The sequence below is a fragment of the Aeromicrobium sp. genome (assembly GCF_037719875.1).
Taxonomy (GTDB): domain Bacteria; phylum Actinomycetota; class Actinomycetes; order Propionibacteriales; family Nocardioidaceae; genus Aeromicrobium.
On record NZ_JBBJMJ010000002.1, the window covers coordinates 229518 to 251407 of the forward strand.

Annotated in this window: 25 protein-coding genes and 2 pseudogenes; 10 read left to right on the forward strand and 17 right to left on the reverse strand. The window is 66.1% G+C overall.

Annotated features, from left to right (window positions below; translation table 11 throughout):
- Positions 1-432: 432 nt before the first annotated feature.
- The 3 genes from WKF39_RS03900 to WKF39_RS03910 form a co-directional block, all read right to left on the reverse strand.
- Entirely contained in the window at positions 433-2310 is a 1878-nt protein-coding gene (locus WKF39_RS03900) for a DNA/RNA helicase domain-containing protein (RefSeq protein ID WP_340385920.1), read from the reverse strand.
- Positions 2297-2635, reverse strand: a complete 339-nt coding sequence (locus tag WKF39_RS03905) for a nucleotide pyrophosphohydrolase (RefSeq protein ID WP_340385921.1) — start codon at positions 2633-2635, stop codon at positions 2297-2299. Before WKF39_RS03905 ends, WKF39_RS03900 begins: the two co-directional genes overlap by 14 nt.
- Positions 2636-3285: 650 nt before the next feature.
- Positions 3286-3414, reverse strand: a complete 129-nt coding sequence (locus tag WKF39_RS03910) for a hypothetical protein (protein ID WP_340385922.1) — start codon at positions 3412-3414, stop codon at positions 3286-3288.
- Between the two features lie 542 nt (positions 3415-3956).
- On the opposite strand from WKF39_RS03910, the gene WKF39_RS03915 reads away from it, so the two are divergent.
- Complete coding sequence (locus tag WKF39_RS03915; RefSeq protein WP_340385923.1) at positions 3957-4421, forward strand: DUF417 family protein; 465 nt, start codon at positions 3957-3959, stop codon at positions 4419-4421.
- 175 nt (positions 4422-4596) lie between these two features.
- Here WKF39_RS03915 and WKF39_RS03920 read toward each other — a convergent pair.
- From WKF39_RS03920 to rpmF, 7 genes and pseudogenes are all read right to left on the reverse strand, one after another.
- Positions 4597-4860 (reverse strand): annotated as a pseudogene (locus WKF39_RS03920) (GTP-binding protein); the annotation flags it as partial.
- Between the two features lie 98 nt (positions 4861-4958).
- Entirely contained in the window at positions 4959-6683 is a 1725-nt protein-coding gene (locus WKF39_RS03925) for a thiamine pyrophosphate-dependent enzyme (RefSeq protein WP_340385924.1), read from the reverse strand.
- Positions 6684-6798: 115 nt separating this feature from the next.
- Entirely contained in the window at positions 6799-7518 is a 720-nt protein-coding gene (locus WKF39_RS03930; RefSeq protein WP_340385925.1) for a flavodoxin family protein, read from the reverse strand.
- 265 nt (positions 7519-7783) lie between these two features.
- Positions 7784-8398, reverse strand: a complete 615-nt coding sequence (locus WKF39_RS03935; RefSeq protein WP_340385926.1) for an NAD(P)H-dependent oxidoreductase — start codon at positions 8396-8398, stop codon at positions 7784-7786.
- 187 nt (positions 8399-8585) lie between these two features.
- Positions 8586-8846, reverse strand: a pseudogene (locus tag WKF39_RS03940) (transposase); the annotation flags it as partial.
- Between the two features lie 318 nt (positions 8847-9164).
- Positions 9165-9287: a type B 50S ribosomal protein L36 gene (ykgO, locus tag WKF39_RS03945; protein ID WP_340385927.1), complete on the reverse strand. Its 123-nt coding sequence runs from the start codon at positions 9285-9287 to the stop codon at positions 9165-9167.
- On the reverse strand, positions 9284-9469 hold the full coding sequence (gene rpmF, locus WKF39_RS03950; protein WP_340386077.1) for a 50S ribosomal protein L32: 186 nt from the start codon (positions 9467-9469) through the stop codon (positions 9284-9286). Before rpmF ends, ykgO begins: the two co-directional genes overlap by 4 nt.
- Before the next feature lie 352 nt (positions 9470-9821).
- Between rpmF and WKF39_RS03955 the strand changes: the two genes are divergently transcribed.
- Genes WKF39_RS03955 through WKF39_RS03965 form a run of 3 tightly spaced genes read left to right on the forward strand, consistent with a single transcriptional unit; the run spans position 9822 to position 11216 of the window.
- Positions 9822-10406: a winged helix-turn-helix domain-containing protein gene (locus tag WKF39_RS03955; RefSeq protein WP_340385928.1), complete on the forward strand. Its 585-nt coding sequence runs from the start codon at positions 9822-9824 to the stop codon at positions 10404-10406.
- Positions 10397-10855: a hypothetical protein gene (locus WKF39_RS03960; protein WP_340385929.1), complete on the forward strand. Its 459-nt coding sequence runs from the start codon at positions 10397-10399 to the stop codon at positions 10853-10855. The genes WKF39_RS03955 and WKF39_RS03960 overlap by 10 nt, the downstream gene beginning before the upstream one ends.
- Positions 10856-10883: 28 nt before the next feature.
- Positions 10884-11216 (forward strand): DUF3024 domain-containing protein, encoded by a 333-nt coding sequence (locus tag WKF39_RS03965; RefSeq protein WP_340385930.1) that lies wholly within the window; start codon positions 10884-10886, stop codon positions 11214-11216.
- A gap of 131 nt (positions 11217-11347) precedes the next feature.
- On the opposite strand, the gene WKF39_RS03970 is transcribed toward WKF39_RS03965, so the two are convergent.
- Both WKF39_RS03970 and WKF39_RS03975 read right to left on the reverse strand, forming a co-directional pair.
- Positions 11348-11545 carry a hypothetical protein gene (locus WKF39_RS03970; RefSeq protein WP_340385931.1) on the reverse strand — a complete coding sequence of 66 codons (198 nt, stop codon included), beginning with the start codon at positions 11543-11545 and terminating at the stop codon, positions 11348-11350.
- Complete coding sequence (locus tag WKF39_RS03975) at positions 11514-12572, reverse strand: SDR family oxidoreductase (RefSeq protein ID WP_340385932.1); 1059 nt, start codon at positions 12570-12572, stop codon at positions 11514-11516. The genes WKF39_RS03970 and WKF39_RS03975 overlap by 32 nt, the downstream gene beginning before the upstream one ends.
- A gap of 84 nt (positions 12573-12656) precedes the next feature.
- Between WKF39_RS03975 and WKF39_RS03980 the strand changes: the two genes are divergently transcribed.
- Together WKF39_RS03980 and WKF39_RS03985 are read left to right on the forward strand one after the other, a co-directional pair.
- On the forward strand, positions 12657-12974 hold the full coding sequence (locus tag WKF39_RS03980; protein ID WP_340385933.1) for a helix-turn-helix transcriptional regulator: 318 nt from the start codon (positions 12657-12659) through the stop codon (positions 12972-12974).
- A gap of 12 nt (positions 12975-12986) precedes the next feature.
- Positions 12987-13610 (forward strand): class I SAM-dependent methyltransferase, encoded by a 624-nt coding sequence (locus WKF39_RS03985; protein ID WP_340385934.1) that lies wholly within the window; start codon positions 12987-12989, stop codon positions 13608-13610.
- A gap of 16 nt (positions 13611-13626) precedes the next feature.
- Here WKF39_RS03985 and WKF39_RS03990 read toward each other — a convergent pair whose 3' ends face one another.
- On the reverse strand, positions 13627-13980 hold the full coding sequence (locus tag WKF39_RS03990; protein ID WP_340385935.1) for a hypothetical protein: 354 nt from the start codon (positions 13978-13980) through the stop codon (positions 13627-13629).
- A 196-nt stretch (positions 13981-14176) separates the two neighbouring features.
- Between WKF39_RS03990 and WKF39_RS03995 the strand changes: the two genes are divergently transcribed.
- The gene (locus WKF39_RS03995) at positions 14177-14377 is read left to right on the forward strand and encodes a hypothetical protein (RefSeq protein ID WP_340385936.1); all 201 of its coding nucleotides are present in this window, start codon (positions 14177-14179) and stop codon (positions 14375-14377) included.
- A gap of 1 nt (position 14378) precedes the next feature.
- On the opposite strand, the gene WKF39_RS04000 is transcribed toward WKF39_RS03995, so the two are convergent.
- Positions 14379-15623 (reverse strand): YibE/F family protein, encoded by a 1245-nt coding sequence (locus WKF39_RS04000; protein ID WP_340385937.1) that lies wholly within the window; start codon positions 15621-15623, stop codon positions 14379-14381.
- Positions 15624-15632: 9 nt separating this feature from the next.
- Between WKF39_RS04000 and WKF39_RS04005 the strand changes: the two genes are divergently transcribed.
- Together WKF39_RS04005 and WKF39_RS04010 are read left to right on the forward strand one after the other, a co-directional pair.
- On the forward strand, positions 15633-16391 hold the full coding sequence (locus WKF39_RS04005) for a phosphotransferase (RefSeq protein ID WP_340385938.1): 759 nt from the start codon (positions 15633-15635) through the stop codon (positions 16389-16391).
- A gap of 40 nt (positions 16392-16431) precedes the next feature.
- Complete coding sequence (locus tag WKF39_RS04010; protein WP_340385939.1) at positions 16432-17310, forward strand: bile acid:sodium symporter family protein; 879 nt, start codon at positions 16432-16434, stop codon at positions 17308-17310.
- A 67-nt stretch (positions 17311-17377) separates the two neighbouring features.
- Here WKF39_RS04010 and WKF39_RS04015 read toward each other — a convergent pair whose 3' ends face one another.
- On the reverse strand, positions 17378-18112 hold the full coding sequence (locus tag WKF39_RS04015) for a DUF2071 domain-containing protein (RefSeq protein ID WP_340385940.1): 735 nt from the start codon (positions 18110-18112) through the stop codon (positions 17378-17380).
- A 64-nt stretch (positions 18113-18176) separates the two neighbouring features.
- Positions 18177-19418, reverse strand: a complete 1242-nt coding sequence (locus WKF39_RS04020; protein ID WP_340385941.1) for an FAD-binding protein — start codon at positions 19416-19418, stop codon at positions 18177-18179.
- A 40-nt stretch (positions 19419-19458) separates the two neighbouring features.
- Here WKF39_RS04020 and WKF39_RS04025 point away from each other — a divergent pair, with 40 nt between their 5' ends.
- The gene (locus WKF39_RS04025; protein ID WP_340385942.1) at positions 19459-19755 is read left to right on the forward strand and encodes a hypothetical protein; all 297 of its coding nucleotides are present in this window, start codon (positions 19459-19461) and stop codon (positions 19753-19755) included.
- A gap of 9 nt (positions 19756-19764) precedes the next feature.
- Here the strand turns inward: WKF39_RS04025 and WKF39_RS04030 are convergent, their stop codons facing one another.
- Complete coding sequence (locus WKF39_RS04030) at positions 19765-21846, reverse strand: prolyl oligopeptidase family serine peptidase (RefSeq protein ID WP_340385943.1); 2082 nt, start codon at positions 21844-21846, stop codon at positions 19765-19767.
- Between the last annotated feature and the right edge of the window lie 44 nt (positions 21847-21890).

Below are 21890 nucleotides of genomic sequence, written 5' to 3' on the forward strand. Positions count from 1 at the left end.
CGCGTTTGCGCAGGTCAGAGGCTTGCGAGGGCCGGCAGTCCGTAATAGTCCACAAAAGATTCAGCGCGATGTGGTTGCGAGGTGTCCTTTAGAGGCGTCTTTAGTGCTGTTCGCGAGGGTGTTCTCCGACGGTTCCACGCGGCCATTTGGGGCACCTGTAGGCAGGCGGATGCGCTTGTACTTCGCTGGCGTATGTCGAGTGTGTCGTGCTGCCGCCCAAGGCCGACGCCATCTACGAGCGCGCCAGCAAGACGGTGCGCTACGCCACCCACGCCGCCCCTGCCGAAGTCGAATCCGTCGTGGATGTTCCGGTCGCTCCCGGCACCCGGGAGCGTCGGCCCGCAGAGAGTTCGAGCGCCGCGAGGAACGGCGCGCCTTGGCGAACTTCCGTCAAGACGACCGTCGGGGTGCACGAGGCCGGCCAAGGCCGGCCTAGCCGCGGTTGTGATCAGTCTGCTCGGACTTGATCGGCGGGCGATCCTGGGCAACTGGTTCCCCTAGTTCGATGAGGAAGGTGTCCCCATCAGCAGGTGGGGCGTCTTGCGGATGGACGATGTCGGGCACGGTAGAACCTGACCGCGGTGCGGTAATCGAATTGTCCGCTGGTGGAATGAAGTCCGCGAGATATTCGCGCAGCTCGGGGTCGCACACGTAGACGTACGTTCCGCGGATCCCTCGTGTTAGGAGGACTCGGTAGATGTTGGCGACGTACGTCAGGAGGTCATCGTCGCTGTACGTGACGCCGAGCATCTTGTTGTTCTGCTTGCCCTTCTTGTCGAAGTACGAGTCTTTGACGAAGTAGAGGTGGCCATTCTTGCCGTCGTACCTGAGGTCAGGCCCGATGATGACGCCGGCGTAGTTAAGGTCGTAGCCTTGGATGGTGTGGATCGAACCCACCTCGTCGATCGAGGTGGACGAGCTGACCCAGTCCCTCTCGGCACGGTTCCACTGGAGCCTCTCGCCGCCGATCTCGATGTCGAACAGCGAGGCGTCGTTCTTGCTCACCCATTCCCATGCATAGCCCGCGAGCAAACGCGAGAGGCCAGTCTCGTTGTCGCGCGCGACGACTGCTTTGCGCATCTCGGAGAAGTCATCGAAGAGCTTGAAGTCGTATTCGGCGAACGAGACAGGCGGAAGCGGGTTCGGCGAGAGCATGCCTCGCACGTAGCCGACGTAGTCTTCGCCAGCCTTGACGCGCATTTGCGACGTCAATGCGTAGGACCTGCCGGACCCCGCGGCCTCCTGCTCGAGTGCGTGGACAACCTGCGCTGGTAGGTCAGATCCGGGCCGGATGCTCTGCTCGGGATCCAGTAGGAAGATCTGATGGGGACTCTTGGCGCGAATCCAGTCGAGCTGATTGCCGCTGTTCTCGTGGCCGAAGAGCTTGGTGTTGATCTGTCGGAACGACCTGAGGGCCATCGTGGCTGAGATCTGTTGCAGTCGGTGCGCCTCGTCGACGATCAGCAAGTCGAAGTCGGTTGCGCTGTTGCCGACTTGGGCTGGCGAGAGAACCATGTCCTTGCCCAGACCCGAGGTCTTCCGGAACACTCTCCTGACGGTCTCGCGCAGTGACTGCTGGGGGATGACCAGGCCCATGCGGAAGTCCTTGAGCAGGTCGGCGTTTTCGGGGGTGAAGAAGCCCGAGAAGACCGCGTCTGAGTCGGAGCCGTCGAGCGGAACGGCGCGACGGATGTCGCTGAGCAGCTTCATGAGGTAGATGCCGACGATGGTCTTGCCGGTCCCGGGATGGCCCTGGATCACCGCGGTGCTTGGCTTCTTGCTTCGAAGGTCGTCGAGCAGCTGCTCCAGGATCCGCAAGACTGCGACGCGCTGGTCGTAGTTGAGCGTCTTGAACGGGGAGAGCTTGAAGAGGTCGCTGTTCTCGATCTCCGTGATGGAGCCGTCGAACATCCCATCGGCCCGCAGGTGATCAAAGATGGACCGGAACTGCTCGCGGTAGAGGTCGCGGTCGTAGTAGTTGGAGCCGGTGAGGCCTGCGTTGGCGTTGTCGACCTGGAACTTGCCGTCTCCGGCGAACAGGGCGATCAGGAACGACTCGAGATCGAGGCACACGGACTTGTTGAACGTCGGGTCGATGACGACGCGAACGGTGTCGAGATGGTCCCGCTCCGGTCGTGCCAAGTGTTGGTGCATCCGCGTGACGGCGTGGATCGACTCACCGACATACACGCGCCTGCCGCCGTCGATCGTGTAGACGATCGGCCAGTTGGCACTCCTCGGGTCGTTCTTGGCCCACTCGGCGAGGGCGGCGGCCCTGAACGGGACCTGGTCGACTCTAAAGCTCGTCATACTTGTCGCTTCGACCGTAGGCCTTGTCGACGGGATACTTCGCTCGCGTAACGGCCAGCTTGTCGAGGACGATCTGGGCCGGGTCCACCCCGAGCTGGTCCGCCAAGAGGTGGCAATAGGTCAGAACGTCGGCGAGCTCGCCCGCGACACGTTCGGCGTCGAAGTCGCTGTTCCACTGGAAGCACTCGAGGAGCTCGGCGGACTCGATCGAGATGCTCTTTGCGAGATTTTCGGGGGAATGGAACTGAGCCCAGTCACGCTCCTCGACGAACTCGCGCAACGCTTCGAGCAGATTGGAGGGAGGGGTGTCGTCGGGAGCGCTCATGGTTGGTCAAGGCTAGCGGGCTCGAGTCGAGTCGAGCGGTATCCAGCGAGGAGGAGACCCCAGGATGACGAACGGTCTGATTGCAGATCGGGACCAACGAACTCGCGCTACTCCACGCAGACCACTCGCCTGATGAAGACGCCGACGGCCTTTCGGATGAACGGTGAGTCATTTCGCCCAGATAGACGCACAGTGGAAGCCACGTCAGTCGAGCGCCCTTAACCCCAGAGGGCCGATCGTGAACGACACGGCGCCTCGAACGACTTGCCAGACTTCTTCCATACGTCGACGTGCCGCCTGCTCGCTGCCAGGTCGCGAGTGAGACTGCTGCAGCGACGTTGACCCCGCCCCCGCAGCGCGCCGAGCGGTCCGCGGAGGTATTTGGTCAGCTCGCAGACATTGTGCATCGCACCCCCAGGATGCCGCTGCAGTGCTGCGCAACGAACAGCTCAACCCAGCACAGTTCCAACTGCCCAGAGCCGTGCGGGACGAGCCCAGCGTCACAGCAGACGTTTGGCGACCGGTCCGGAGTCACGCGCAGCGACGTCTCGATGCTCGTCACCAAGCTTGTGGATGCCGGGCTGACCACCCGCGCGAGCAAGTCGGAGTAGTAGAGGACAGTGCGCTCCTCCTGGTCAAGCCAGAGGAGCTCACCCGAGCGGAAGCGCGTTGAAGGTCTGTTGGACGACGTGCTCCATCGACTGACCCAGCCCGAAGTCTGTCCCCAGTTGAATGGTGGCCACGAGTTCGGCGAGACGATCCTCGGGCGGCTCGGGCATCACTGGTCCCTGGCAGGGGTCCTCGACCCGCCTGCGGGCGCGTAGGTCACGGGGATCGCCCCCGCCTGGGATGACACTGGACTGCCCCATCCGCGCGCAGTCGGAGGCCCCGGTTCAGCCCCTGGTCATCTCCGGGTGGAGATGACCGAAACGGCGGCGTTCCGTAGAGCTGCGGCAAGCCGCGCGACAACGTGTGGTGGTGCGGTGGCGACGTCACGGCCGCCCGCGGCCCGCCCGCACCCGCCCAGCAAACCAAGTCGCGACATACCGGCCTGCGGGCCTATGGGTAATTGAGGCTCTCGCCATCTCGACACATCCGTCAGGGCTCCCACCGCGAGCGTTGCTCGCCAGGACCCTGCCCCGGATTGGATCTCATGGGTCCAGCCGGTGGTCTCGACACCAACAACAGCGCACACTTTGAGTGAGGGTTTGCAGCAACGATGACGCAATCTCGGCCCCTCGCGGCCAATAAGCCGGTCGCGACATAGATCACTTCGCCGTCCTGTCACAGTCACAGGGGGCACTATAGAAAGGACACAAACATGACAACACGAAACGGCACCGCCCACGCTCTTACCTCGATCGGAACCTCCACCGTGCGCTCCGCACTGGTGATGAACCTCGTGTGGATCGGCATACTGAAGTTTGAAGACTACGAGGTGGAGAACATCCAACCCCTGGTCTCCTCGAGTCCACTGTTTGCCCCAGTCCTGAAAAAGCTGAACGAGACTGAGCTGGCAAAGATCGTGGGGATCACTGAGATCGCGTTGGGTTCCCTGATCGCTGCGAAGCCCCTCGCTCCGCGAGCATCCGCGCTCGGCGGAATCGGAGCAGTCGCAATGTTCGCCACCACGATGAGCTTTCTCCTCACAACCCCGGAAGTATGGCAAGAGGGCCACGGCGCGCCCAAGCTCTCGATGGTGGGACAATTCTTGATCAAGGACAGTGTGCTCCTCGGGGCCTCGCTCCTCGTCACCGCCGAGTCGTTGCGCGCCATCCGGCGATGAGCATGGGCGCTCGAGAGCTTCGGGCGAAACCCGAACATGGCCTGGCGACGTCCATCAACAAGTTCCGTTTGCCGATGGTCAACACGAAGCGTGCCGGTGCGGAATCCCCATCTGGTGACGACGACGACCTGAGGCCGTGATGAACCAGGGCGCTGTGCCGTCACCGCATGCGGTTGCCGTCCGGGACCGTCCAGGGTATCCGGACGGCCTGGCTCTTGATCGTGATGCCGCGCTCGCGCTCGATGTCCATCCGGTCGAGGTACTGCGCCCGGGCGGCGCGCCCGTCGACGACCCCGGTCAGCTGCAGCATACGGTCGGCCAGGGTCGACTTGCCGTGGTCGATGTGGGCGATGATGCAGAAGTTCCGGATGATCGCAGGATCGGTATAGCCGGGCTTCGGCGCAGGAGCAGGCGCGTAGGTCTTCCAGGTCGCAGGCAGGCACGCATCGCAGCGTGCCGGTTGTCCTCGATCTCCCACGCTCGGTCACGTCGGAAGCAAAGCCGAGACCGCGGACCGCCTGGCTCCCGCAGCTGGCCCTACTCGGGCGAGACCGCGAACTCCTTCATCTTGGCGATCGCGAACCCCCAGCCCTGCTCCAGGGTCGGCTTCGGCGGGAGGGCGATCTCGTCCGGATTGGTCAGTACGTCGAGCAGGACCGGGCCCGGGTGGGCCAACGCCTCGGCGACCGCGCCGTCGACCTCGTGCGGATCGCTCACCCGGATCCCTCGCATCCCGATGGCCTCCGCGACCTTGGCGAAGTCGGGGTTGTGCAGCACGGTGCCGAACTCCGGCAGCCCCACCTGCTCCATCTCGAGCTTGACCATGCCGAGCCGGCCGTTGTCGAAGACCACGATCTTCACCGGCAGGTCCTGGGACACGGCGGTGATCAGGTCGCCCATCAGCATCGAGAGGCCACCGTCGCCACAGAAGGCGATGACCTGGCGGTCGCGGTCGAGGGCCTGGGCACCCAGGGCCATCGGCATCGCGTTGGCCATCGAACCGAGGTTGTAGGACCCGAGGAGTCGCCGACCGCCACTCATCCGCACGAAGCGGCTCAACCAGACGGCCGACATCCCGGTGTCACTGGTGAAGACGGTGTCAGAGCCCGCGTGCCGCTCGATGGCAGCGGCAAGCAGCTCGGGGCGGATCAGCGCATCGGGGTTGTCCACCTTGCGTCGCAGCAGCCCCACCTTCTTGTGGTCGTAGTCGGGGTCGGTGAAGTGGGCCTGGCCGCTTCCCCACAGCTCGTAGGCCTTGCGGGCGTGGTCGAGGTGGCCTCGATCGAGCTTCTCGTGCAGCAACGGCAGCAGCGCACCGAGCCCGAGGCGAGCGTCGCCCACCACCGCGTGGTCGACCGGCGTGCGCCGTCCGACGTGGGCACCGCGGACGTCGAGCTGCACCACGGTCTTGCCGGTCGGCAGGAACTCCGGGTAAGGGAAGTCGGTGCCGATGAGCACCAACACATCGCACGAGGCGAACGCGAGAGCCGTCGACGGGTTGCCGATCAGGCCTGACTGGCCGATCTCGTAGGGATTGTCGTCGTCGAAGCCCTCCTTCGCCTTGAGCGTGAGCACCATCGGGGCCGCGAGACGCTCTGCGGCCTGGAGCACCTCCGCCCGGGCGTGGCGTGCTCCGAGACCGACGAGGAACGTCACCGAATCGGCAGCGTTGATGGCATCGGCTGCTGCTCGCACCGCGTCCGGGTCGGGCGCCAACACCGGCTGGGCCTCCAGGAACCGTGGGACCGGGGTGTGCTTTGGCAGGTCGAGTCCGCCGACGTCCCCGGGGAGAGTCAGCACGGCGACCCCGCGCTCGGAGAGAGCAGCATTGACGGCCTGCTCGAGGATGCCGGGCAGCTGGTCCACGCTGTTCACGGTCTGGCAGAAGACCGACACGTCGGCGAAGAGCACGTCGTTGTCGACCTCCTGGAAGAAGTCCGAGCCCATCTCCTCGCGCGGCACCTGCCCGCAGATCGCCAGCACCGGCGTGTGGGACTTCTTGGCGTCGTAGAGTCCGTTGAGCAGGTGGATCGCTCCGGGCCCGACCGTGCCCGCGCAGACGGCGAGATCGTCGGTCAGCTGCGACTGGGCGGAGGCAGCGAAAGCCGCGGCCTCCTCGTGGCGCACCCCGACCCACTCGATGCGGTCCTCGCGTCGGATCGCGTCAGTGACGGGGTTGAGCGCATCTCCCACGACGCCCCAGACTTGACGGATACCATGTTCGGCGAGTGACTCGATGAGCAGTTCGGCGACAGTTGTCATATCTTCACCTTGCCATCCCTGTGCTGACCCGGGGCCACCGGCAGGTTTGGGGCCCTACGGCGTTTCCCTGCTCGCCGGACAAGAGAGCTAACGCCGACTCAGGGTCAAACCAGGGTCAGGAGCGGTACTCGGGGTTCTCCCAGTCGAACCGCTCGCCGTCACTCCACGCGGGACGAACATTGCCGTACGCCGGGATGCCACCAGATGCCCTAAGCGCCTGCGCCATGTGCATGAGGTTCCAGGTCATGAAGGTGGTGTTGCGGTTGGTGAAGTCGTTCTCGGGGCCACCGCTGCCTTCGTCGAGGTACGACGGCCCGGGGCCCGCCTCGCCGATCCAGCCGGCGTCGGCTTGGGGCGGGATGGTGTACCCAACATGGCCGAGGCTGTAGAGGATGTTCATCGCGCAGTGCTTGATGCCGTCCTCGTTGCCGGTGATCAGGCAGCCAGCGACGCGGCCGTAGAAGATCGACTGACCCTCGTCGTTGAGCATGCTCGAGAGCGCGTAGAGCCGCTCGATAATGATCTTGGTGACGCTGGAGTTGTCGCCGAGCCAGATCGGGCCGCCGATAACCAGGATGTCACTGTCCAGGATCCCGGGGTAGAGGTCGGGCCAAGCGTCCTTCTCCCAGCCCTGCTCCTTCATATCCGGGTAGACCCCGATCGCGATGTCGTGGTCGATCGGCCGGATCACGTCTACGTCGACGCCGTGTTTTCGCATCAGGTTCGCGCTCGCGTCGATGAGGCCCTCGGTGTGGCTCAGTGCCGGACTCTTCTTGAGCGTGCAGTTCAGGAAGGTCGCCCTTAGGCCGGTGAAGTCGGTGACGGGGGAGGCCATACCTCTAGCCTTGCGGGTGGGACCGTAGGGCGCAACCGCTCTGGGTTGTCGCTCCCGTTGAACCACACGAAAGCGCCCAGTGACATCTTGTCGACTCCGCATAGGTGCTGAACGACTGTTGCACCGAGAGACTGCTGGCGCAGAAGGGAGTCACCCGGGCTCTCCAGCCGCTGCCGCTCGCTACGGAACGAGAGCTGCATGCCACCCTGAAGTGCATCGACGTGAACGCAGCCGCAGGTGATCAGCCCGGACCTCGGCCGAAATTTCAGCTCGCGGGGTAGTTCGTGGACTTCAGCATCCCCGCCAGGTGCGCCGCGTTGCGTGCGGCAGTCTTGGTCGTGCCGACTGTCTTTTCCGGCGCAGGGTCCAGGTCGTTGTAGTCGGTACCCTGCATCGCCTCACCGACCCAGTAGGTCTTGCCCTCGGCGGGGATTGTGTAGCCGATGGCGCTCAGGGTCCCGAACAACTCCGCACCCGTGTTGTGGGCGCCGTCCTCGTTGCCCACGACTGCCACGACAGCGACCTTGCCGAACAAGATGGGGCGCCCCTCGTCGTCGGTCTCGGCGATCTCGTTGTCGAGCCGCTCGAGCACCATCTTGCACACCGCGGACGGCAGACCCATCCAGATCGGTGTGGCCAGCACGAGCACGTCAGCAGCGAGAACCTTCTCCCGGATGCCAGGCCAGGCGTCTCCGTCACCCTCGTCGGCGCTCACGCCAAAACGCACGTCGTGGTCGACGACGCGGATCACGTCACCTCCTGCGACGCCGTGACCCTTCAGCTCCTCGAGGACCTCGCGACCCAACTTCTCCGAGCTTGAGGCGGCGGGAGATTTTTTCAGCGAGCACACCAGGACAACCGCAGACAGATCAGTAGTCATGCCTCCAATTTAACCGAGCGTCCTGCGGGAGAGTAGCGGTGCTTAGCCTCGATCCACCGGCGGGCTGGCGGATTCGGATCCGGCAGTGTCGATTGCTGATTGACGTGTCGTGGGCGTGGCTGTTCGTCTGACCTCGGTTGTCAGTGTTGTCCGGGTGGTGCTGGTTGGGCCGGCGACGGCTGGGTGGTCATGAAGGAGCAGTGGCCGGCGGTCCCAGAACTCGTTCGAAGAGCGCTGTCCAGGCGGTCTCCCAGGGCCAGGTTTCGGGGAGGTGGAGCCGTAGTTTTCGGGCCGATGACGCGGTCCGTGCGGCGACGCTGATGAGCCTTCTGCGGATCGTGGCGGTGGTGGCTCGTGCGTGCTGGCTGCCACAGATGGTGCCGCTGGCGCGGGTGAGGTTGAACGCGATGACGGCCAGGATCAGCCAGGCTGCGTTCGCCTCGTATCTCTAGGGTTGCGAGACGGTTCGAATCGCCTGCCCCATAGGAGCCGAGACGTCGCCGGAGGGCGACCGCTGCATCCCAGATTGACGCGCCTCGAGGTGGGTCGATCCGTCCCGTGTAGACGTGGCTTTTAGGAGCTGCAGCAGTGAGCGGGCTCTTAGACTCGTTGAAATCGGGCAGGCGCTGATCTCGTGGCTCGAAGGTGTGGAGGTCTCCGTTGGTTCAGTAGACAATCGGCGGCAACACAGCTGGCATGTGCCGCGGCGACAAGGAAGGTCCAGTCGCTTTGGGCCCGAACCCCGGGTCTACTTGGCGTGCAACCGTCAGCCCTGGCGGCCCTTAAACCGCGGATTCTGCTTGTTTATCACGAACGTGCGACCGTGGCGGCGGACGATCTGTGCGCCGGGCTTGTTCTTGAGCGAGCGCAGGGAGTTGTGGACCTTCATGGGGTTGGCCTTCCAGTGGTGGGGTCGACGAGTCCGGCGTGCACCGCGCGCACGAGGCGGCGAGGGACCCGGTACTCGACGCCGCCGACGGTGATAGGGACGAGTTGGGTGGGTGCGGCCTTCCAGGACGAGCGTCGGTGCCTGGTGTTGCTTCGGGACATCTTGCGTTTCGGTACAGCCATGGGTGGCCTTTCCTTGAGAGGCTTGGCGCCCACAGCCCGACCATGCTCGAGCAGCGCTTCGACCTCGCGGATCACCAGGGTGTTGCCCTCGAGCGCGGTGGAGTGGTGCGCTTCCAGGTGCCAGATGTCCCGCCACACGAAGTCCGACTCCTCGGGTGATGGAAGTCCGCCGAGACGGCGTAGCTCATCGATGACAGCATCGAGGCGCGCGTGGACGGTGGCCCGAGACAGTCATCCTCGAGGCACGGGATTCCCCTGTTGATATAGGAAGTGGATACTCAAATGATCGTATCAACATCGACGGTGGTGCGTGGTGTTGACTATCCGTATAACGGAGGATAACCTCAGTTATATGAGAACAGCGTCTCCTCTGCTTGCGCCGATCTTCCGGTCGGACGGTCAGGCACGTCTGTTGGCATCTCTGCTGCTGGGTGATGACGAGCTGAGCGTGACGGACCTGGCGCGTCGCGCCGATCTGGCTTACCCGACTGTGCACAGGGAGGTGGCCCGGTTGCTCGAGGCCGGGATTCTGACCGAGCGTCTCGTTGGTCGTACGCGGCTGATCCGAGCCAATCAGGACAGTCCCCTCACGAGACCGCTGCGCGAGATCCTGGTCATCAGCGCCGGTCCTGCCGCGCTTTTGAGCGGGGAGCTTGGGCGCATCGCTGGCATCCGCTCTGCATTTCTCTACGGATCGTTCGCGGCCCGACTCCTCGGCATCGAAGGACCGACACCCAATGACATCGACGTGATGGTGATCGGAACGCCTGATATCAATGAGGTCTACGAGGCCTGCGCCCACGTGGAATCGGCCGTGCACCGACCGGTCAACCCGACCATCCTGACGGCCGACGAGCTCGCCGAGCGTTCTGGATTCCTCGGCAGTGTGCGTTCTGGCCCGGTCGTCCCGGTCATCGGGGAGTTGCCGTGGCACTGACTCAGCTGAGCAACGTCCAGAAGGCGGTTCTGGTTGCGCTGGTGGAGGCCCGCCGTCTCGACGTCGCGCCCGTCGACGAGTCTCGGGCGTCCTCGTTCATGCAGCAGGCTGACGAGCGAATCAGGCAACTGCCGCTGCTCACCAGCGCAGCCGTCCGCTACGGCATCGCCTACGACGCCTCCCACGACATCGGCGAGGCGCTGTTGGCCGCCTACGGGTTTCGCACCACCAATGGACCCGGACAGCACGAGGCGCTCGGCCGCTACTTGCGCACCGTGATCGACAAGCCTCCTGCCGACAAGGCGGCACAACTGTTCGACCGTCTGCGGCGGGCGCGCAACCGGGATCGCTATCAAGCCAAACCCGTGGGGGCTGCCGCTGCGGACCAAGCCGAGCAGGTCGCCCGCGCACTCTTTGATGCTGCCGTGGCACGAGGTGTGACCCCGTGATGTTCGATCGCTACTCCAAGAGGCCGTCATGACACTTCCCGAGACAGATCTGCACCGCATTCGCCGCTGGGCGCGTGAACGCGTACCCGAGAACTTGTGGGACGAGCTCAAGGTCGAGGCGGATGTCGCCGACAGGTACGTGGACATCGTGGAGGTCAGGCCACCTTGGGACGGTGTGGGCGATCACACTCGCTTCCCGATCGCCCGTTTGCGCTACACCAAGAGCACAGGGCAGTGGGCGATCTACTGGCGCGATCGCAACCTGAAGTTCCACGAGTACGAGCGCAAGCGCCCCAACAAGAATGTCCAGGTGCTGCTCGACTGGATCGAGGACAGCGGCGACCCGATATTCTGGGGTTGACGTCGGCGCTCTCGATGGTCAAACGCGGACCCTGAACAAGCGGTATTTCGACCCGCCTGAGCAGACCGGCTGTGGCCACTAAGACTCAGCGCCACAATGGGCGCGCTGACAAGGCGGCGGAGTGACGCGGGTCATCCGATCTGCTCGAACCGGGAAACGGTGATCCCCTCGGGCCCGCGTACGTAGGCCATGCGCACGCTGTTCTCGTATTCGCCAATTCCACCGACGAGGCCGTACCCGTCCGCAGCCACAGCGTCGACGGCCGCGTGGAGGTCGCCGACGTCCGACCCACCTGACTCACGGGATGATGCGCCTGCTGCGCAGGTCATCGAAGATGCGGACGAACATCTCGCGCGTGTCGACGAATGACTGGAATCCGAGCCTGCGGGCCTTGGAGCCGTCGGCGATCACGTCGTAGTCCCAGGCGAGCACGAAGTCGCCGAACTTCCACGACGAGACCTCGGCATACGGCGTCGGCAGCAGATCGTTGTCCGCGACGATCGAGTCCCAGACCGGCTCCTTGTCCGCCATGACGTCGTCGAGCGACATCGGCAGGGGAGCTGCGGTAGCGAGCTCGAAGTAGTCGGCGATCACCGGCCACATGTCCTGCCAGCGGAACAGGTCGCCGTTGTTGATGTTGAACGCCTGGTTGGCGCACGCCGGTGTGGTGGCGGCCCAGACCGTCGCCTCGGCGAGCAGCCCGGCATCGGTCATCTCGACGAGGCTCGACCAGGCGCCGGGCTTGCCGGGGAAGCGCAGCGGCACGCCGAGCTGCTTGGAGATCGTGGCGTACGTCGCCAGGAGCACCGCGAGGTTCATCGGGTTGCCCAGCGCGAAGCCGCACACCACCGACGGCCGGAGCGCGGACCAGGTCCACGACTTGCCGGTCTGCCGCTGCTCGAGGAACTGTTGCTGGTCGACGTTGAACTCCGGCGGCATGTGCGGCGGATCGTCCTCCCGTGCCGGGGTCTTGAAGGGCCCGAGGTGCGCGCCATAGACCTTGTAGCCCTGCATCAGGCTGACGTGCTCGAGGCCAGGGGCGACGGCCTCGACCGCAGTGACCGTGTTGACCAGCATGCTCACGTTGGGTGGGACGAGCTCGGCCCACGTGGGCCGGTCCTGAAAGGCTGCGTAGAAGATGTGAGTGACATCGGCGAGTCCGGCCAGCTTGGACCGCGTCTCCTCCGCGTCGGTCAGATCCACGGCGATGTGCCGCACTCGCTCGCTGTCGGTACCCCCTCGGCGTGACAGGCCGATGATGTCCCAGTCGTCCGTCGCGCTGAGGTGGTCGAGGAGATTCCCGCCGATCACACCCCTTGCTCCTGCGATGAGGGCGACCTTGCGTTGCTTCGACATCCGTTGCTCCAATCGTCAAATCGTAATCTTACGATTAAAGTAGCAGACCGATCGGATTATCGCGATGCGACGTAGGATGAGTGCATGACGACCGCTCTGCCTGACGACGAGCTCGAAGCCGCGCTCAAGGCGCTGGCGAACCCGGCGCGCGTACGCATCCTCGGGTGGCTCAAGGACCCGGACTCCTTCCCACCCCAGCTCGCGCCAGCCCAAGAGGTCGGCGTATGCCTCAAGCACATCCAGTCCCGCGCCGATGTCTCGCAGTCCACGGCGTCGCAATACCTGGCGAGTCTGGCCGCAGGTGGTCTCGTCATCGCGACGCGCGTCGGCAAGTGGACGCACTACCGTCGCAACGAGGAGCAGATCGCCCGCCTCGGCGAGCACATCCGGAGCGCTCTCTGACACGATCGGGACATGGGACTGTGGACCGATCGGGTGCTGCCGCACATCGTGGACAAGTCGCTGTCCACCGGTGGCGTCATGAACGAGCGGCAGCTGGCCTGTGCGCGGCTGGAGGGGCGGGTCCTGGAGATCGGTTTCGGCTCGGGCCTGAACATCGAGAAGTACCCGACCACCGTCGAGTCGGTATCAGCCGTCGAGCCATCAGATCTGGCATGGCGTATGTCGGCCGATCGCCGCGCGGCTTCGCCAGCTCCGATCACGCGCTCGGGCCTCGACGGTCAATCGCTCGGCGAGCCCGATGAGTCGTTCGATACAGTCCTGTCGACCTTCACGCTCTGCACGATCCCCGACGTCGAGCGGGCCCTGCGCGAGGTCAATCGGGTGCTGCGACCGGGTGGCACGCTGGTGTTCCTCGAGCACGGGTTGGCTCCCGAGCCCGGAGTCGTACGTTGGCAGCGGCGGCTGGACCCGCTCCAGCACCTGGTCGCCGGTGGCTGTCACCTCTCCCGCGACGTGCCGGCCCTGGTCCGCTCGGCCGGATTCGAGATCGTGGCGCTCGAGCAGCGCTATCTCCCCGGGCCCCGGGTCGGGCGACCCTGGACGTACGGATATTCCGGGAGTGCCACCCGGAGCTGAGCCTCCGGTCGGGTCACTACAGCTTGCGGAGGCGGTCTGCCGGGCTGAGGTTGAGCAGGCGTCGGGGGATGGCGAGTCCAGGCGGGTGGGCCGAGAGCGGGGGATCGTCGCCGGAGTCTTTCGATGCCCGAGTGGTCTCAAGACGCTCGGCCATCAGGTCGAGCGACAGCACGATCCGCCGGGACCGGACCTCCGCCGCGGCCGAGGCACAGTCGATCACGACCACGAGGTCGCGGTCATGGACGAATCCGAGCGCCGTGATCCCCGGATGGTCCAGCCGGCGGATCGCGCGCAGGATGCGCTGCTGGCGCGACTCCGAGGAGACCCGGTAGGTCGACGACCAGGCAGCGCGTCGCGGGGTGGTGGACATCTGACCTCCTGCTCGAAGAGCTCGTGGTCGAGCGGTGGTTCAAGCGTAAGGAACGCCGACTGACAGGCCTGTCGAAATCCCGCGGATCGGGCGTGAACAGTGCGTGCCACGATCGTGAACGGGATCTTGGTGCCGCCACGTGTCGACGGCACAGGGGCGCAGGCTTGAGTCGGCGCCCAGCGGGTACGTCGGGGACATGAGTGAATCCACCGAGCCCAACGCGCAAGACGCACGCAACGACAACACCGGCGAGGATGGCCAGCTGGCCAACCCCGGTCCCGTTCCCGACGAGCCGGAAGACGTCAGCGACACCGGTGATCAGCAGGGCGACCTCACGGCCCAGGCCGGTCCCGCCCGCGACGACGACGTCGCCACCGACGACCTGCACGACGAGTAGGTCAGCCTCCTGCAGTCCCCGCATGGTTGCCCCGGTGAGAGGGCGATGGCTCTGCGGGGGTCTGGTCGATCGCCTTCGGCGCGAGCCACACCGCGAAGATCGTGGTGATCGGCACCGCGAGCACGAGCCCGATCGCGCCCACGAGCGTACGGACGATCTCGGTCCCGATCTCCTCGCTCGTCGCCACCTCGGCGAGGCCACGCTGATAGGCCGTGATGAGCAGCAGGATCGTCATGGCGGAGCCGGCGTAGGCGAACACGAGGGTGTAGACGCTGGAGGCGATGTGGTCGCGGCCGATACGCATCGCCGAAGCGAACAGCGACGCACCGCGGGCCGCGGGTTGCAGCGCTCGCATCTCCCACACGGCGCTGGCCTGCGTCACGGTGACGTCGTTGAGCACGCCCAGACCCGCGATCACCATCGTCGCGGCCACGACACCCGACAGGTCGAGGGTGGGGACAGTGGCGACGAGGACCTGATCGTCCTCCGAGCCGATCCCGGACAGGCTGGTCCAGGCGGTCGCGGCAAGCCCCAGTCCACCGGTCAACCCGATGCCGACAAGCGTGCCGAAGAGGGCCGAGGTCGTACGTATCGAGACCCCATGAGCCAGATAGAGCACGACGATCATGATCGCGGTGGAGCCGACGATCGCCACCGCCAGCGGGTCCTCTCCGGAGAGGAAGGCCGGCAGCACGAACTTGGTGAGTGCCAGCAGCGTGACGCCGATGCCGACCATCGCGAAGAAACCGCGCCAGCGCGCCACCACGACGACCAGCACTGCGAAGATCGCGGCGAGCGCGGTCAGCGGTACGCCGCGCTGGAAGTCCAGGAACTCGTAGAAGACCGACTGGCCCTTGTGCGCGATGCGCAGGATCTTGACCTCGTCGCCGGGCTTGATGCCGGCCTTGTAGCGTGCCGCGTCGAGGTTGAACGTCGCGGTGCCGTCGTCGACCGTGGCGGTGATGTGGGCACAGTCGCCCTTGACCTGCGGCATGCCGTCGGGCCCCTCGCCGCCGCTGTTGCAGTCGAACGGGTCGACGCCGGTCACCTTGGCGTTGAGCGTACTGACGCCTTGCCCGTTGTAGGGGCCCTGATCGCGGGGCACGTTGTTGGTGTCGGGCCACAGGACCACCATGGCGGCGATCGCGAGTGCCGCGAGCGCCAGCACGACGATCGTGAGGACCGTCGCCAGACCCCGTCGGGGCGGGCCGTAGTCGACAGAGGTGTGCGAGTGCGAATGTGCCACGATGAAAGGGTGCCACGCGATGACGCTGAGCCCGAACACCTCCCCGGCGCGGTGGGCGGTGTGACCCGCATCGGGCGTACTGTTCGGCGCCCGACCGGGCCATGGACACCGGCTGTGCACGAGCTGCTGGCCTATCTGCACGGCCATGACCTGCCCGGCGTGCCCGAGGTGCACGGCCGCGATGACGATGGTCGCGAGGTGCTCTCGTACGTCGAAGGGCGCGGGGTGCCGATCGACCGGGAGGTCGTGCTCGACAACGTGCTCACCGAGGCGGCCGAGTGGCTGCGGGACTTCCACGACCTGGTCGACGGGTTCCGCCCTGAGGGTGTCCGGGCGTGGCGCGGTGGCGAGGCCGTGCTCGCTGATGACGAGATCATCTGCCACCACGACCCAGGGGCATACAACTGGATCATCCAGGGCGGCCACTTCGTTGCGATGATCGACTGGGACATGGCCGGGCCGGGTCGGCCGATCGAGGATCTCGCGTTTCTCGCCTGGACCGGAATCCCGCTCTATCGCGAGATCCCGGTCGCCGATGTCGTGCGTCGCCTCAACCTGCTGGTCGACGCATATGGCGAATGGGGGCCGATGACTGTGCTCGACGCCGTCGTGGAGCGGATGACCGCCGCGAGCGAGCGGATCGCGGCCGGCCAGGCGCGCGGCGACGAGGGCTTCAACAACCTGGCCAAGGTCGGTGAGCCGCAGCGCACCCGTGACCGGGTCGCCGCATTCACCTCGCGTCTACCGGCGATCGTGGCCGCGCTCTGACCCGCGCCAGCATGACCTGAGTCACGTCTAGGCTGGCGACATGGACTCCCCGCTCACCACGATCGGCCTGCCGATCGCACTCGGGATCATCATGTTCGGCCTCGGCCTGTCGCTGACCGTCGCGGACTTCCGCCGCGTGCGGGAGCACCCGCGGGCCGTGTTCATTGCCCTCGCGTGCCAGCTGCTCCTGCTGCCCGCCATCTGCTTCGGGCTGGTGCTGCTGTTCGACCTGCCGCCGCTGCTGGGCATCGGGCTGATGCTGCTCGCGGCGTCCCCGGGGGGCACGAGCGCCAACCTGTTCAGCCACTTGTTCCACGGCGACGTGGCGCTCAACGTGACGCTGACGGCGATCAACTCGATCATTGCGATCTTCACGCTGCCGATCATCACCAACCTCGCCATCGCCTATTTCGATCGCGCCGACACCGTCGCTCTGCAGTTCCGCAAGGTCGTCGAGGTGTTCGCGATCGTGCTGCTCCCGGTGCTGCTCGGCATGTTCGTACGCTCGCGGCGACCCGACTTCGCTGCTCGGATGGACAAGCCCGTGCGGATCGGATCGGCTGTCATCTTGGCCGTCCTGGTCTTGGGGATCCTGCTCGATCAGCGTGACAAGCTCGGTGACTATCTCGCCGACGTCGGGCTCGCTGCAGCGGTGTTCTGTGCCTTCAGTCTCGTGGTCGGCTATGTCGTGCCCAAGGCATTCGGGGTCGTCGAGAGCCAGGCCGTCGCGTCGTCGATGGAGATCGGGGTGCACAACGCGACTCTCGCGATCTACATCGCGGTCGAGGTGCTCGACGTCACGGAGATCTCGATTCCGGCGGCGGTCTACTCGTTGTTCATGTTCGCGTTCGCTGCCATCTGGGGCTATGTCCTGACCCGCAAGATCCAGGGTCGAGCCATCACCTCCCGCCCCCGCTGAGAGTGACGCTTTTGAGGTTTCGGCGGGCGTGTCGCATCAAAAGCGTCACTCCCAGCGGGGGGCAGGTTCAGCTGGGCACGACGGTTGGAGCTCCGAACTCGGTGGTGATGGTCTCGCTGTAGAGCACCGAGTCCGGGGCGCGGCCGGCCAATCCCGGTATGCCCGCGGCCGCGACGAGACTGTCGTCGAGACGCTCCAGCGTCGCGTGCCGCAGCGGCCACGGGCCGTGGTGGTTGGGGATCCACAGCGTCCGACCGAGATAGCGGGTGTGCAACCCGAATCGTGCTGTCACGAAGTCCTCGATCTCGGAGGGGTGCGCTATCGGATCGCCAATCGTCACAGAGATTCGACCCCCGGCATCGCGCGGACCCGGCCAACGGCGGCGACTCGTGTAGTCGATGCGCCGACCCACCTGCGTGATGCTCATGCGCGCCCACATGTAGGGAGTCGCGAACGCCAGGCGAGCACCCAGCGTCACCATCAGGCGACTCGTCTCGAGTGACCGGAAGACGACACCGTGATGGCCCATGTCATCGACGGTGTAGAGGCGGACGTTGGTCTCGGCGAAGTCACCGAGGAACGGCACGGCCGGACCTCGCCCGAACCCGGCACGGTGCATCTCGAACGGGATCAACCCGACATAGGTCACGCCGTCAAGGAGGTCGGGACTGGTGCCGCGCGGGAGCAGCGGGGCGACGAGCTCGGGGTCGACGGCCCAATGGACGAACGTGAGTCGGGTCCAGTCCTGCCTCATGAGGCGTGGTCCGGTGAGCTCTGCCGGTAAAGTGTTGAACGCGTTCATATTTCTAGTCTGGCACCGGATTCGACTGCGGTCGCGGCCAAAATGAGCCGACTGCGTCACATCGTCAGCGGTCCAGCCAGCGCGATGTCAGCTCGTTGGTGAATGTGCCCTCGGGGTCGAGGCGGTCGGCGAGCGTGCGGAAGTCGTTCAGACGGGGATACGCCGCCAGCAGCCGATCGTGGTCCGACTCGAAGACCTTGCCCCAGTGCGGACGAGCCGCGAACGGCGCGAGCGCGTCGTCGAGCGCGGGGAGCAGGGCCGTCACCTCCGGGACCTGCATGCGCCACGTGAAATGGATCGCGAGGCAGTCGATGTCATGGCTGGGGCTGAGCCACAGACCGTCAGCGGCGATCGTACGGAGCTCGCTGACGAACAGGAGCGGCCGGATGACGGAGGCGAGTGTGCGAACGGCGTCGATCGCCGCGAGGGCGTGCGGACGTGGCACGAGATATTCGGTCTGCAGCTCCTGACCGTTGCTCGGCGTGAAGCCCAGTCGGAAGTGCGGCAGCCGGTCCCACCACTTGCCGGGTGCTCCGAGCTGGCCTGTGGTGAACTCGGCCGATTCATCGGGCAGCGGGTGCAGCGCTCGGGTGGCCGGCCGACCGCCGAAGAACTCGTCCGGGGGCGTGACATCCGCCCGCGACTTGAGCCACGCCTGTCCTGCGCCCGCATCGCTCCAGTCGGTGAACATGCTGACGCTGTAGGCGCTCGCGGTGATCGCGTCGAGGTTGTCCGCGATGGACTCCCACGACACGCCCTCATAGACGTCCTGGCGCACGTCGAAGGTCGGGACGATGTCGAGCATCACCTTCGTGACGATGCCGAGGCAGCCAAGCGACACGACCATGCCGTCGAAGTCCGGATCACCCCGGCGCACGGTTGACACGCTCCCGTCGGCGGTCACCAGCTCGAGTCCGGCGACCGAGCTGGCGAGGCTGCCGTTGCGGTCGCCGGAGCCGTGGGTGCCGGTCGCGATCGCCCCGGCGACAGAGATGTGGGGGAGCGAGGCGAGGTTGTGCAGCGCCCAGCCTGCGCGGTCGAGGTCCTCGACGAGCTCGCCGTAGCGCAGACCCGCCGACACCGTCACGGTGCGACCGGCCGCATCGACCTCCACCAGTGCGGGGAGTCCCGCGGCAGAGACCTGGATCCCGGTCGTGTCGGCGATGCGGTTGAACGAGTGCCGGCTGCCCAGCCCACGTACGGCCGGAGCCGCTGCGACGAGGGCCGAGAGCTCGTCGATCGATGCCGGCTCGTGCAGCGCCGACGCGCCATAGGTGAGGTTGCCTGCCCAGTTGGTCTCGGTCATGTCACCAGTGTGCTCGACCGCTAGACCATACGATCTCACCATGGGCGAAAGACAAAGTTCAGGCGGCGGCATGGAGGCGATCTACTTCGACTCCGGCGACGACGCGGACGAGCTGATCACGGCACTGCAGAGTGAGGGCTACACGACCCGCCTCGCACGTGACGGCTTTGCCGGTGAGGACGACTCCGATGATCGCGCCTGGGTGCTCGTGGTCGAGCCGTTCGACGAGCGGGTCAGCGAGATGGTCGACGTATACGGGGGTTGGCTGCCCGGTGACGACCGTCCGGCCGCCGACCCGCTCGAGCTGCCCGGCGAGCCCAAGCGGCTGAAGGACTGACCACCTGATTCAAGCGCCGAGGTGCTCCTTGAGGAACTGCACCTGAAGCAGCTTGAGGTTCTCAGCCACGACTTCCTGCGGCGTCATGTGAGTGACGCCGGACAACGGCAGCACGGTGTGCGCGCGACCCGCGGCAAGCAGGGCTGACGACAGCCTCAGGGTGTGTGCCGCGACGACATTGTCGTCGGCGAGCCCATGGATGATCATCAGCGGGCGCTCGAGCAGCGGAGCCAGGGGGATCAGCGAGTTGTGGTCATAGACCTCGGGCTGCGTGCGCGGGTCGCCGAGGTAGCGCTCGGTGTAGCACGTGTCGTAGAGCCGCCACTCCGTCACCGGGGCGCCTGCGACGGCCGCGTGGAACACATCGGGACGCTTGAGCACCGCGAGCGCGGACAGATATCCGCCGTAGGACCAGCCCGTGATTCCTACGCGGGTCGTGTCGACGTCGTCGGGGTATGCCTCGGCGACCGCCTCGAGCACTGCGACCTGGTCGTCGAGGGTCACCGTGGCCAGCTCGTTCTGCACCGATCGCTCCCAGGCGTGCCCGCGGCCAGGCGTGCCTCGGCCATCTGCCACGACGACGCAAAACCCCTGGTCGGCCAGCCACTGGGCCTCGAGGAAGGCGCGAGACGACGCGAGCACCCGCTGCGCGTGGGGCCCGCCATAGGGGTCCATCAGGACCGGCAGACGATGCGAGCCCGGCACGTGTCCGGAGGGGAACAGCACCGCCGTACGGAGGTCGTGCTCACCGGCCGCGAGCAGCCTCACGACCGGCTCGTGCGGCGCCGGCTCGGCGAGGACACGTATGGGTGCGGGCTCGGAGTCCTCCTGATGCACCATGACCGTCGTGCCGACCGCCTCGAGCCCGGATCGCATGATGACCGTGGAAGGGCCACCGACAACCGCGCCGTGCACCGCCGCGCCCTGGGTGATCTCCGCGACGACGCCGTCGAAGCCGAAGCGGACGACCTGGACCTCGGTGGGCTCCCGCGAGGCGGTCGCCACGACGCAGTCCTCGAACACGTTGACGACGCCGCGGACCTGCCAGCCGTCCGGTGAGAGGGCGACCCCGTCCCGCAGCACGCGTCGCCAGCCGTCGGCGTCCTCGACCGTGACGAGCGATCCGTCGGGGGCGATCCGGGGTGCTGATGACAGCTCGATCCACGCGGGGTCGGAGAGCTCGCGAAGCACCTCGGTTTGCCCCGAGGCGACGTCGACCGAGAGGATCTGCGACGACTTCTGGTCGCGGCTGAGGACCTGGAGGACGGGGCTGCCGTACGAGCTCCACGAGACTCGACCGAGATATTCGTATGTCGCCCGGTCCCACTCGACCTCGGTGCGGTTGCCGTCGAGATCGATGTGCCACAGCGTGACGTCGGCGTTCGGCGTACCGGCCGCGGGATAGCGTTGGGCCACGGGCTCGCGCTCGGGATGCTCCGGATCGGCGATGTGCCACGTCTGGACGGGCGACTCGTCATAGCGCTCGACCAGCAGCGACCGGCCGTCCGGCGCCCACCAGAACCCGCGGAAGCGCTCCATCTCCTCGGCTGCGATGAACTCGGCCTGGCCCCACACCTCGGTCTCGGACTCAGGCTCCGCGAGCACGCGCTCGTCGCGGCCCGCGACGTCGATGACCCGCAGGGCGCCGCCCGAGGCATAGGCGATGAACCGGCCGGTCGGGTCGAGGTGCGGGTCGATGACCGAGCCGACACTGGGCAGCGGGTGGACCGCCTTGGCCCCCAGGTGCACGGACCACAGCCGGCCCGACAGGGCGAAGCACGCCCAACGCCCGGTCTCGTCGACGTCATAGCCAACCAACCCGGCAGCGGACTCACGGCTGCGCTCGCGGCGGGAGCGCTCCTCGGCCGACAGCTCTTCACCTTCTTCCCCGAGCAGAGCAGTCGGGTCGACGAGCACCGACTCGATGCCGGCGGCGACGTCGTACTCCCACAGCTCGCCGGTGCGCGTCACGCCGTCTGGCGTCCGGATGAAGCGAACCGTGCGCCCGTCAGGGGACACCGTGATGTTGCGCGGGATCCCCAGAGTGAAGCGCAGCGTGCGGGCAGCCAGTCGGGGATAGGAGACGCTCATACGTCCATCTCACCACGAGCAGCGAGCGCGACCCCCGGGACGTC